Source organism: Amycolatopsis anabasis (genome assembly GCF_009765355.1).
In the GTDB taxonomy this organism is placed as follows: Bacteria; Actinomycetota; Actinomycetes; order Mycobacteriales; family Pseudonocardiaceae; genus Amycolatopsis; species Amycolatopsis anabasis.
On the sequence record NZ_VTHK01000035.1, the window covers coordinates 65065 to 76998 of the forward strand.

The 11934-nt window shown below is 70.1% G+C and carries 12 protein-coding genes; 10 read left to right on the top strand and 2 right to left on the bottom strand.

What is annotated here, in order from left to right; all coding sequences use genetic code 11:
• Window positions 1–4: 4 nt before the first annotated feature.
• Window positions 5–796: an arsenite methyltransferase gene (gene arsM, locus FXO23_RS34850; RefSeq protein ID WP_158890199.1), complete on the bottom strand. Its 792-nt coding sequence runs from the start codon at window positions 794–796 to the stop codon at window positions 5–7.
• Between the two features lie 111 nt (window positions 797–907).
• Between arsM and FXO23_RS34855 the strand changes: the two genes are divergently transcribed.
• From FXO23_RS34855 to FXO23_RS34880, 6 genes are all read left to right on the top strand, one after another.
• Window positions 908–1297: an ArsR/SmtB family transcription factor gene (locus FXO23_RS34855; RefSeq protein WP_158890201.1), complete on the top strand. Its 390-nt coding sequence runs from the start codon at window positions 908–910 to the stop codon at window positions 1295–1297.
• Window positions 1294–2355, top strand: a complete 1062-nt coding sequence (gene arsB / locus FXO23_RS34860; protein ID WP_158890203.1) for an ACR3 family arsenite efflux transporter — start codon at window positions 1294–1296, stop codon at window positions 2353–2355. Before FXO23_RS34855 ends, arsB begins: the two co-directional genes overlap by 4 nt.
• Window positions 2356–2364: 9 nt before the next feature.
• Window positions 2365–2772 (top strand): arsenate reductase ArsC, encoded by a 408-nt coding sequence (locus FXO23_RS34865; RefSeq protein ID WP_158890206.1) that lies wholly within the window; start codon window positions 2365–2367, stop codon window positions 2770–2772.
• A gap of 177 nt (window positions 2773–2949) precedes the next feature.
• Window positions 2950–3621, top strand: coding sequence for a phosphoribosyltransferase (locus FXO23_RS34870; RefSeq protein WP_158890208.1), 672 nt, complete (start codon window positions 2950–2952; stop codon window positions 3619–3621).
• Window positions 3622–3941: 320 nt separating this feature from the next.
• A complete protein-coding gene (locus FXO23_RS34875) occupies window positions 3942–4289 on the top strand; it encodes a hypothetical protein (RefSeq protein WP_158890210.1) in 348 nt (115 codons plus the stop codon).
• 44 nt (window positions 4290–4333) lie between these two features.
• The gene (locus FXO23_RS34880) at window positions 4334–5059 is read left to right on the top strand and encodes a formylglycine-generating enzyme family protein (RefSeq protein WP_246258209.1); all 726 of its coding nucleotides are present in this window, start codon (window positions 4334–4336) and stop codon (window positions 5057–5059) included.
• Between the two features lie 80 nt (window positions 5060–5139).
• On the opposite strand, the gene FXO23_RS34885 is transcribed toward FXO23_RS34880, so the two are convergent.
• Complete coding sequence (locus FXO23_RS34885; RefSeq protein WP_179956971.1) at window positions 5140–5859, bottom strand: IclR family transcriptional regulator; 720 nt, start codon at window positions 5857–5859, stop codon at window positions 5140–5142.
• Between the two features lie 125 nt (window positions 5860–5984).
• Here FXO23_RS34885 and leuC point away from each other — a divergent pair, with 125 nt between their 5' ends.
• From leuC to FXO23_RS34905, 4 genes are all read left to right on the top strand, one after another.
• Window positions 5985–7400, top strand: a complete 1416-nt coding sequence (gene leuC, locus FXO23_RS34890; protein WP_158890212.1) for a 3-isopropylmalate dehydratase large subunit — start codon at window positions 5985–5987, stop codon at window positions 7398–7400.
• A gap of 14 nt (window positions 7401–7414) precedes the next feature.
• Window positions 7415–8017 (top strand): 3-isopropylmalate dehydratase small subunit, encoded by a 603-nt coding sequence (gene leuD, locus FXO23_RS34895; RefSeq protein ID WP_158890214.1) that lies wholly within the window; start codon window positions 7415–7417, stop codon window positions 8015–8017.
• Window positions 8018–8246: 229 nt separating this feature from the next.
• Window positions 8247–8867, top strand: coding sequence for an HU family DNA-binding protein (locus FXO23_RS34900; RefSeq protein ID WP_158890216.1), 621 nt, complete (start codon window positions 8247–8249; stop codon window positions 8865–8867).
• A gap of 159 nt (window positions 8868–9026) precedes the next feature.
• Window positions 9027–11840, top strand: coding sequence for an AfsR/SARP family transcriptional regulator (locus FXO23_RS34905; protein ID WP_158890218.1), 2814 nt, complete (start codon window positions 9027–9029; stop codon window positions 11838–11840).
• Window positions 11841–11934: the final 94 nt, after the last annotated feature.

The following is an 11934-nucleotide window of genomic DNA, read 5'->3' on the forward strand; positions in this document are numbered from 1 at the left end:
TCGCTCAGCAGCAGACGCCCGCACCGGATTCCCGGCCGGTGGTGGCCGGTTTGGTGGCGTGGACGATCGCGGAGTGCATGCCGTCGGCCACCTGGTGGGTCGGGGTGATCTCGATGCCGGTGAAGCCCGCGGCCTCGAGTTCGGCCCGGTATTCGGCGAAGGACAGGGCGCCGGCGATGCAGCCGGTGTAGGAGCCGCGTTCGGCCCGGTGTGCCGGGGTGAGGTGGTCCTCGGCGACCACGTCGGAGATGCCGAGGCGACCGCCGGGGGCCAGGACGCGGAAGGTTTCGGCGAACACGGCCGGTTTGTCGACCGAGAGGTTGATGACGCAGTTGGAGATCACCACGTCGATCGTGCCCTCGGGGAGCGGGATGTTCTCGATGGTGCCCTTGAGGAACTCAACGTTGGCGGCCCCGGCCTTCTTCGCGTTGGTCCGGGCGAGGGCGAGCATTTCCTCGGTCATGTCCAGCCCGTACGCCTTGCCGGTGGGCCCGACCCGGCGGGCCGAGAGCAGGACGTCGATACCGCCGCCGGAGCCGAGGTCCAGCACCCGCTCGCCTTCGCGGAGTTCGGCGACCGCGGTGGGATTGCCGCAGCCGAGCGAGGCGGCGACCGCCTCGGCGGGGAGTTCGTCGCGATCGGTGGCGGGGTAGAGGGTGGCGCCGAAGTTGTCGTCGACCTCCACCGGCGCCGGGCCGCAGCAGTCGTCGGCCGCGCCGCCCCCGGTGACGGTCTTCGCGGCGGCCGCGTAGCGCTCCCGCACGGTCTCGCGCAGATCGGCAGGCTGTTCGCTCATCGTGTGTCCCCTTCGGTGTTTCGCGCCGAACCCGGAAGCCCCAGATTCGGCTCCATCGATGTGCATCGATGTAACCTTGCGGCTTGGATCGAAGTTTGTCAACATAGAAGAATGTCGAATCAAGAGCCCTTGGTCGTCGGCGGAACCGGGAACTGCTGCCCCGGGTTGCTGTCCGCGCCGCTGGGCGAGGAACAGGCCGCCGAACTGGCGCCGGTGTTCAAGGCCCTCGGGGATCCGGTGCGGCTGCGGCTGCTGTCGATGATCGCCTCCCGCGCGGGCGGCGAGGTGTGCGTCTGCGAGCTCACACCGGAGTTCGAGCTGTCCCAGCCGACGATCTCCCACCACCTGAAGTTGTTGCGCCAAGCCGGATTGATCGAGTGCGAGCGCCGCGGCACCTGGGTGTACTACTGGCTGCTGCCGGAAACCACCGACAAGGTCGCGGCCCTGCTGGCCCGCCCGGCCGCGGGCCGGCTGCCCGAACCCGCCGGATCTGGGACGTGACCGCTGAGATCGCCGTGCCGGTGGCGGCACGATTGTCCGTTGTGGACCGGTTCCTGCCGGTGTGGATCCTGGCCGCGATGGCCGCCGGGCTCGGGCTCGGCCGCCTCGTCCCGGGCCTGGGGGACGCGTTGGCGGCGGTGACCGTGACCGGGGTGTCCCTGCCGATCGCGCTCGGCTTGCTGGTGATGATGTACCCGGTGCTGGCGAAGGTCCGCTACGACCGGCTGGACGGCGTCACCCGCGACCACCGCCTGCTCATCCCTTCGCTGGTGCTGAACTGGGTGCTGGGCCCGGCGTTGATGTTCGCGCTCGCGTGGATCTTCCTGCCGGACCTGCCCGAGTACCGGACCGGGCTGATCATCGTCGGGCTGGCGCGCTGCATCGCCATGGTGATCATCTGGAACGACCTGGCGTGCGGGGACCGCGAGGCCGCCGCCGTGCTGGTCGCGCTGAACTCGGTGTTCCAGGTGCTCGCCTTCTCCGCGCTGGGCTGGTTCTACCTGTCCGTGCTCCCGGGCTGGCTCGGGCTGGAACAGGCCGGGCTCGCGGTGCCGGTGTGGGAGATCGCCCGCAGCGTGCTGATCTTCCTCGGCATCCCGCTCATGGCCGGATACCTCACCCGCCGCCTCGGCGAGAAAGCGCGGGGGCGTGCCTGGTACGAAACCAAGCTGCTCCCGCGGATCGGGCCGTTCGCGCTGTACGGGCTGCTGTTCACCATCGTGCTTCTCTTTGCCCTGCAAGGGAAAGCGATCACCAGCGCGCCGCTGGACGTGGCGCGGATCGCGCTGCCGCTGCTGGCGTACTTCGCGCTGATGTGGGCCGGGTCCTATGCGCTCGGCAAAGCCGTCGGCCTATCGTATGAGCGGACCGCCACGCTGGCGTTCACCGCGGCGGGCAACAACTTCGAACTCGCCATCGCGGTCGCGATCGCCACGTTCGGCGCCACCAGCGGTCAAGCGCTGGCCGGGGTCGTCGGACCGCTCATCGAAGTCCCCGTCCTGGTCGCCCTGGTCTACGTGTCCTTGGCGCTGCGCCGCCGCACCCGGTCTCAACCCTGAGGAGACGCCATGTCCAGCACCCCGGAAGTTCTGTTCGTCTGCGTGCACAACGCGGGCCGCTCCCAGATGGCCGCCGCGCTCTTGCGACACCACGGCGGGGACCGGGTCCGGGTCCGCTCCGCCGGATCCGCCCCGGCCGACGTCGTGAACCCGGCGGTCGCCGAGGCGATGGCCGAGCTCGGGATCGACATCTCCGCCGAGGTGCCCAAGAAGCTGACCACCGGCGCCGTCGAGGCCAGCGACGTGGTCATCACCATGGGCTGCGGCGACGCCTGCCCGGTCTTCCCCGGCAAGCGCTACCTCGACTGGAAACTCGACGATCCGGCGGGCCGGGGCATCGACGCCGTCCGCCCCATCCGCGACGAGATCGACCGCCGGGTCCGGGAACTGCTCACCGAACTCGTCCCGGCGAGCTGACGCCAGGCGCCGAGCAAGGCGACAAGCGGTGTCCACTCAGGACTTCGCCGCCTCAGGACCCGGCGCCGACGAGGCGGCTGTGGGGCAAGGGTGACGGGCAAGCGCATCCCTCCCGGTGCTCGTGGTTGCCGATCGCGGGAACCGGGTACGCCTCGGGGTGGAGAGGAGGTTCCAGCGATGCGATCCGCGATGAGTGCTCAGGTCTTCCCCGATCGGCGGGAAGCGGGCCGTCGGCTGGCCGCGCGGCTGCGGGAACGGCGGTGGTTCGATCCGGTCGTCCTCGGGTTGCCGCGAGGCGGCGTGCCCGTCGCGGCACCGGTGGCCGAGGCCCTCGGCGCCCCGCTGGACGTGGTGGTCGCCCGGAAGATCGGCGCGCCGGACCAACCGGAGTTCGGCGTCGGCGCGGTCACCGCGTCCGGGCCGCCCTACTACGACGAGCGGTCCCTCGACCTGCTCGGGCTCACCCGGCAGGACCTGGCGAAGGCGTGCGAGGAGGAACGGGCGGAAGCCCGGCGCCGGATGGAGCTCTACCGGAACGGTTACCAGGCCGCGCGGTGCGCGGGGCGCGCCGTGATCGTGATCGACGACGGACTCGCCACCGGCGTCACCGCCACCGCGGCGTTGCGCGCGGTTCGCGACGAGAATCCACGCGAACTGGTCTTCGCCGCGCCCGTCTGCGCCCGCGACGGGGCCGTGCGGTTGCGGGACGAGGCCGACGGCGTCGTATGCCTCGAGTGGCCCGAACTGTTCCTGGCCGTGGGCCAGTGGTACGAGGATTTCCCGCAGACCAGCGACAACGAGGTGATCGGGCTGCTGGAGAACGCCCGGGACCGCCGTGCGAGCGAATGACACTCATTCCGCCCGGGGCGGCTCCGGTTCCGGCGGAACCGGCGGCACCGGCTCGGGTGGAACCGGGGGCCGAGGCGGCTCCGGGCCGGGCGGAACCGGCTCCGGAGGCGGTTTGGGGAAGGGTTCCGGAGGGCCTGGGGGAACCGGGTGAACCATGACGGCCTCCCTTGTTGCCGGGGTTCTTCCCTCGGATACCCGGCCGAGTGTGGCCTTACCCGTGCCGTTCCGGCTGTTTGCGCTTACGCTCTTAGTTCCGCTAACGAATCAGCGGGTGGAATCGTCCGAACCGGGTGAACCGGTCGGAATACGGCTGGAGCGACGTGGCTGATCAACGCACCGCCTCGTGCCGGTTCTGCGGCCGCGCCCCGGCTCCCGGGGAACATCGCGTGCCGGGTCCGGACGGGCCGATCTGCGCGAGCTGTATCGCCGCGGGCCTGAAACTCGTGCACGACGGGCAGGCACGGCCCAGCCGTGGCGAGACCGTCCTGGTCCGGGTGACTTCGCGGGACGACGAGGCGTGCGAGTTCTGCGAGCGCCGCGAGCGGTACACGTTCCTGGGTTTCCGCCGGTCGCTGGCCCGGATGAAGTGCCCGGAACTGGGCGCGGTGATCTGCGCGGACTGCCTGGACCACGGCGGCGACCTGATCAACAAGGCATACCGGCACTAGGCCGAACATCCACTGTGGAAGAACCCGGTAGGTTGGGCGTTGCGATGAACCCCCAACCGAAGCCGCTCCGGACGATCGCCGAGCACATGATCGGCGTGCCCGCCGGGGAGATCGTCCTGCGGGACGAGGGCACGAAGACGAACTGGCGGGTCGAAGTCGGGGCCTTCCAACTGGCTTCGCACCCGGTGACCCGCGAGCTGTACGCCGCCGTCCGGGGCGAGGCGCCCGCGAATCCGCCCGCGCCGCGGAAACCCGCGACCGAGGTCTCCTGGATCGACGCCGTCCTGTTCTGCAACCGGCTCTCGGCGCTGTCGGGGCTCGAACCCTGCTACTCGATGGGCGAGGATCCCGACGCGCAGGACGTGGTCTGCGACTGGGCGGCCGACGGCTACCGCCTCCCGGCCGAGGCCGAATGGGAGTACGCGTGCCGGGCCGGAACCTCCGGCGTCCGCTACGGGGAGCTGGACGAGATCGCCTGGTACCGCGCGAACTCCGGCGGTGAACCGCACGACGTGGCGGCCAAGGCGCCGAACGCGTGGGGCTTCCACGACATGATCGGCAACGTGTGGGAATGGTGCTGGGACCGCTACGATCCCCGCGTCTACGGGCCGTACCGCGTTTTCCGCGGCGGCGGCTGGTTCGACCACCCCCGGGGATGCCGGGCGTCGTGCCGCCGCAAGAGCCACCCCACCTTTCGCGTGGACGACCTCGGATTCCGGCTCGCCCGCACGGCGAACGACCGCGCCCCACGGGATATTGACGTGATGTAAGCCGGTTTCATCCGATCGAATGAACGGCCGGATCCACAGTGTCCGAGATCACGCATCGGAAAAGTCGCGCGGATACAGGTTCAGAGGCGCTCCTGGAGCGCTTCGGCGGCGGCGAGAAGGTCGGCGGCCCAGCGGGCGCCCGGTTTGCGGCCGATGCGTTCGATCGGTCCGGACACCGAGACGGCCGCCACCACCGTGCCCGAGGAATCCCGGACCGGCGCCGAGACGCTGGCGACACCCGGCTCGCGTTCGGCCACGCTTTGCGCCCAGCCCCGGCGGCGAACTTCCAGCAGGGTGCGCTCGCCGTACACCGCGTCGTTCAGGATCGTGCGCTGCGTATGCGGATCGGACCACGCGGCGAGCACCTTCGCACCCGAACCGGCCGTCATCGGCAGGCGTGAGCCGATCGGCACGGTGTCGCGCAGGCCACTCGGCGGCTCGGCGGTGGACACGCAGACCCGCTGCACCCCGTCGCGGCGGTAGAGCTGGACGCTCTCGCCGGTGATGTCGCGCAGCTTCGGCAGCACCGAGGTCGCCGCGTCGAGCAACGGGTCCGTGGTGCCGCCCGCCAGCTCGGCGAGCGCGGTTCCGGGCCGCCACCGTCCATCCGGGCCGCGGCGCAGCAACCGGTGCACCTCCAGCCCCACCGCGAGGCGGTGCGCCGTCGCACGGGGCAATCCGGTCCTGCTGCACAGTTCCGCCAGGCCGCACGGATCCTCGGCCACGGCCTGCAGTACGGCCACGGCCTTGTCCAGAACTCCGATACCGCTGTGCTGATTCGAGGCGCTATGCTGTCCCACGAAGCGATACTAACTTCTCGAACTTTGGGAAGTCCAGATTCTGGGAAAATCGAACTCGTGGTGCGGCGCCCCACGGGCCCGGCCGAGTTCCTTTGCTCCCAAACAACTCATTGGGAGGAGCCCTGATGTCCACCACCAAGGGGCGGACCCTGGCGGAGAAGGTGTGGGACGCCCACGCCGTGCGGCGCGGTGAAGGCGCCGAGCCCGATCTGCTCTACATCGACCTGCACCTGGTGCACGAAGTCACCAGCCCGCAGGCGTTCGACGGTCTCCGGCTGGCGGGCCGGCCGGTCCGACGGCCGGATCTCACCATCGCCACCGAGGACCACAACGTCCCGACCGTCGACATCGAACTGCCGATCGCCGATCCGGTGTCGCGCACACAGGTCGACACGCTTCGACGCAACTGCAAGGAGTTCGGCGTCCGGCTGCACCCGATGGGTGACGCGGAACAGGGCATCGTGCACGTTATCGGGCCACAACTGGGCCTCACGCAACCCGGGATGACCGTGGTGTGCGGTGACAGTCACACGTCAACGCACGGCGCCTTCGGCGCGATGGCATTCGGTATCGGGACCTCTGAGGTGGAGCACGTTCTGGCGACCCAGACTTTGCCGCTCCGTCCATTCAAGACGATGGCGATCAACGTCGACGGCGAGCTCCGGCCCGGTGTCACCGCGAAGGACATCATCCTCGCGGTGATCGCGAAGATCGGCACCGGCGGCGGGCAGGGCTACGTCCTCGAGTACCGGGGCAGCGCGATCCGGGCGCTGTCCATGGAAGCCCGGATGACCGTGTGCAACATGTCGATCGAAGCGGGCGCCCGCGCCGGGATGATCGCACCGGACGAGACCACGTTCGCCTACCTCGAAGGCCGCCCGCACGCGCCGAAGGGCGCCGACTGGGACGCCGCGGTGGCGAACTGGCGGGAACTGCGCACCGACGACGACGCCGAGTTCGACGCCGAGGTGGACATCGACGCGAGCGAGCTCACCCCGTTCGTCACCTGGGGAACCAACCCCGGGCAGGGGCTGCCGCTGAGCGCCTCGGTGCCCGATCCGGAACGCATCCCGGACGAGAACGAGCGCATCGCCGCTGAGAAAGCCCTGTCCTATATGGACCTGAAGCCGGGCACCCCGCTCCGCGAGATCGCGGTGGACACCGTCTTCCTCGGCTCCTGCACGAACGGCCGGATCGAGGATCTGCGGGCCGCGGCGGAGGTGCTGCGGGGCCACAAGGTGGCCGACGGCGTCCGGATGCTCGTGGTGCCGGGCTCGATGCGGGTCCGCCAGGCCGCCGAAGCCGAGGGGCTGAACAAGATCTTCACCGACGCCGGCGCCGAGTGGCGCCAGGCGGGCTGCTCGATGTGCCTGGGCATGAACCCGGACCAGCTCTCCCCGGGCGAGCGCAGCGCGTCGACCTCCAACCGGAACTTCGAGGGCCGGCAGGGCAAGGGCGGGCGGACCCACCTGGTGTCCCCGCTGGTGGCCGCCGCGACCGCCGTGCGCGGCACCCTCTCCTCGCCCGAAGACCTGAACTGACGGGAGTACGCACCATGGAGCCCTTCACCAAGCACACCGGCGTCGGGGTGCCCCTGCGCCGGTCCAACGTGGACACTGACCAGATCATCCCGGCCGTCTACCTCAAGCGGGTCAGCCGCACCGGTTTCGAGGACGGGCTGTTCGCCGCCTGGCGCGGTGACGAGCAGTTCGTGCTGAACCAGGAGCCCTTCCGGGCGGGCAGCGTGCTGGTCGCCGGGCCCGATTTCGGCACCGGGTCCTCGCGCGAGCACGCCGTCTGGGCGCTGATGAACTACGGCTTCCGGGTGGTCATCTCGTCCCGGTTCGCCGACATCTTCCGGGGCAACTCCGGCAAGCAGGGCCTGCTGGCCGCCCAGTGCGAACAGTCGGACGTCGAACTGCTGTGGAAGCTGCTGGAGAACGACCCCGGCACGGAGGTCACCGTGGACCTCGAGGCGAAGACGGTACGGGCCAAGGACTTCGTCGCGCCCTTCGCGATCGACGACTACACCCGCTGGCGGCTCCTCGAGGGGCTCGATGACATCGCTCTCACCTTGCGACACGCCGCAGCGATCGACTCCTTCGAGGCGGATCGGCCCTCCTGGAAGCCGGTGACCACCTCACCGACCCCCTCCTAGGCAAAAGATTCCCTGCTCAGCAAGGGAATCCGTACCCGGTCCAGGCCGGTGGAGAAGGCGCCCGAACGGCACCGGAAGGCCCCCAGGGGGTCCCTCAAGAGGCGGAACCGCCCACCCTGACAAGGAAAATTTCCGCGTGCCGTTTGGAATTTGTGCTGCATTGGTAATACCGTGTGCGCAAGTCGGCCGACGTGGCCGTGCAACAAGTAGTTCTTCATGGAGGACTGGAATGGCCAACAAGGCCCAACTGATCGAGGCGCTCTCCGAGCGTTTGGGCGACAAGAAGGTCGCGTCCGAAGCTGTCGACGGGCTCGTCGACATCATCATCCGTACGGTCAACAAGGGCGAGAAGGTGAACATCACCGGCTTCGGTGTGTTCGAGAAGCGCGCCCGCGCTGCCCGTACCGCGCGTAACCCGCGCACCGGCGAGACGGTGCGGGTCAAGAAGACCAACGTGCCCGCCTTCCGGGCCGGCACCACCTTCAAGGACGTGGTGAGCGGCTCGAAGAAGCTGCCGAAGGCCACCGCCGTGAAGCGCGCGACCGCGACGTCCCGGAGCACCACCACCCGGAGCACCGGAACCCGCGCCGCCGCCACCCGGGCGACCGCCAGCCGCCCGACGGCGACCCGGAGCACCACGACGCGCACCCGCGCCACCACCACTCGCGGCACCACCACGAGGGCGGCGGCGACCCGGACCGCGACCAAGGCGGCGCCGAAGACCGCGGCGAAGACCGCGGCCAAGGCGACCACGGCGAAGAAGACCACCGCCAAGGCGGCGCCGAAGAAGGCGACCGCGACCAAGGCGACGGCGAAGAAGACCACCGCCGCCGCCAAGAAGAAGAAGTAAGCGAGCCTCGCAGCGAGCAACTTCTCGGCAGGGCCCCGCGTCGTCGTACGCGGGGCCCTGCCGCACGTTGGGGGCGATCAACGGGGTGGACAAGAGCACGGGGAAGTCCGTGGCCTGCGGTAAATCCGGTCAAGGCTGTCGGAAAAGGCACTGGGGGGTATGGTGATCGCCATCGAGATCCGGCTTCTCGGCCCGTTCCGGGTCACCGTCGACGGGGCGCCGGTCACAGTGACCAGCGCTCGTCAGCGCGCACTGCTGGCGACACTGGCGCTGTCCGCCGGGCGCCTCGTATCCATCGATGCCCTGGCCCGGTGCGTATGGGGCGAGCAGCTTCCCGCGCGCGTCCGGGGCAGCCTGCACACCTACGTGATGCGCCTGCGCCGCCACATCGGCGAACAGGCCGTGGCCACCGAACCCGAGGGCTACCGGCTCACCATCGAACGCGATCGCGTTGACGCGCTGCGGTTCCTCCGGCTCCTCGACAAGGCCGCCGGGCAGGAGGATCCTTCGGCCGAACGGGCGATCCTCGCCGAGGCGCTTTCGTTGTGGAACGGCCGTCCGCTCGAATCCGTTCCGTCCGCCGCGCTCGCCGAACAATGGGCGCCGTTGCTGGGCGAACGATTCCTGCTCGCCGTGGAACGGCGAATCGATCTGGACACCGGCCGGCGCGACGACGCCGATCTGGCCGGTGAGCTGACCGAACTCACCGCCCGCTATCCCCTCCGCGAATCCCTGTGGGAACGCCTCATCGTCGTTCAGGCGCGCGCCGGGCGCAGCGCCGAGGCACTCGCCACCTATGCCCGGCTTCGCGAGTTGCTCGCCGAAGAACTCGGCGTGGAGCCGAACGCGCGGCTGCGTGAGCTGCATCTGAAGCTGCTGGGCGCGCACGACGAACGGTCCGCCCCGGCGGCCGCCGGGCAGCCGCGGCCCCGGCAACTGCCGTTCGACATCGCGCGATTCACCGGGCGGCAGGCCGAACTCCGCGAGCTGGACGGGTTCCTGGCCGATCACCCGGGCAACTCCACGGCGATCGTGGTCATCGAGGGGACCGCGGGCGTCGGCAAGACCTCGCTCGCGGTGCACTGGGCCCATTCGGTGCAGGACCGGTTCCCCGACGGGCAGTTGTTCCTGGACATGCGCGGGCACTCCGACCGGACCCCGGTCACGCCGGACGCGGCGCTGGACACGTTCCTGCGCGCGGTCGGCGTGCCGGCCGACTCCATACCCTCCACAGTGGAGGAACGATCGGCGATGCTGCGCAGCCGGCTCGCCCGGTCGGCGATGCTGTTACTGCTGGACAACGCCTACGGCGCGAGCCAGATCCGGCCGCTGCTGCCCGGATCGGGCAACCTGGTGATAGTCACCAGCCGCAGCCAGTTGCGCGGTCTGGTGGCGCGTGAGGGCGCGCACCGGCTGACCCTGCGCTCCTTCGACCAGAACGACGCGAACGCGTTGCTCGCGGGCAGCGTCGGCCGCGGCCGCCTCGCCGCCGAACCGGCCGCCGCGGCGGAGCTGACCGAACTGTGCGGCCGGCTGCCACTCGCGCTGGCGCTCGCGGGCGAACGCGCGTCCCGGTTTTCCGACATGTCCATCTCGGAGGTCGTGGACGAACTGCGGGACCAGCGCCTGCGGCTGGACGCGCTGCGCGACCCGCAGGACACCGGCACCGATCTGCGGGCCGCGTTCTCGTGGTCCTACAAGGCGTTGCGCCCGGCGGCCGCGAGCATGTTCCGGCTGCTCGGCCTCTATCCCGGACTGGACATCAGCCGCACGGCCGCGGCGGCGATGTCCGGCCGGACCGTGCAGGAGGCGGGCCTGCTGCTGGATCAGCTTGCCGCGGTGCATTTGCTCAACCAGCCCCAGCCGGATCGGTACCAGTTCCACGATCTGCTCCGGGTCTACGCGGCGGAACTCAGCGAGCGCGAGGATCCGGAAACGGTCCGGCGCGGCGCGTTCCGCCGGCTCGTCGACTGGTACCTGTGCGTGGTGGCCGAGGCGACCCGGTTCGTCCGCGCGGATCTGCTCACCGAGGACATCGTGCTGCCGCCGATGCCCGGGCCCGAGGTCACCTTCGCCGATCTCGCCGAGGCGATGGCGTGGTACGTCGACGAACGTTCGTCGCTCGTCGCCCTGATCAACTCGCTCGCCAACTTGGGCTGGGTCCGGCAGACCTGGCAGCTGGCCTGGCTGCTGCGCGGGTTCTTCGCGCAGCGCCACGATCGGGACGACTGGATGGACACCGCCCGGCTCGCGGTCGAGATGACCCGGGAAGGCGACGACCTGCTGGCCCAGCAGTACGCGGCGATGAACCTGGGCACCGTGTATCTGGTGAGTTCGCGCATCGCGGACGGCCGGCGCGCGCTGGAGGACGGGATGCGCGCCTCGGCCGAGATGGGCGGCAGCACGCTCACCGCCGGCCTGCTGAGCAACATCGCCGGCGCGCACTACCTACTTAAGGAGTACGAGCAGGCCCGGGAGTATGGGTCGCGCGCGTTGCGCAGCGCCCGGGCGCACGGGCAGACGAACTACGTCGCCCACGCGTCGGTCAACCTCAGCGCCAGTTGCATCGGGCTCGGGAAGTACGCGGAGGCGGCCGAGCACGCGCGGGTCGCGCACGAGACCTTCATCGAGATGAACGACCGGTACCACTCGGCGCTCGCGCTGGGCAATCTCGCCGAGGCCACCGAGGGGATGGGCGATTACCAGGCCGCGGAGGAGTACGGCCTGCGCGGGCTGGCGCAGATGCGCGAGCTGGGCGCCGACTACGGCGCAGCGGACGTGCTCATCACGCTCGGCCGCGTGATGAGCACGTCCGGCAGGACCACCGCGGCCCGAACTTTCTGGCGCGAAGCCCTGGCGACATGCCGCTCCCTGAAGGATCCCCGCGCCGCCGAGATACAGGCATTGCTCGACGGACTGCCTTCCGAGAGGGCTGCCGCGCCCGCCGCGGATCAGGATGCGCCGCACCCCTAGACCGGCGCATCCCCCCGCGACGTGGACGCAACTTAAGTAGACCAGTGGGCGCTGTCAGCCTGCTGTCATCCGTCTGCTGTCCGCGCCCGCTCTC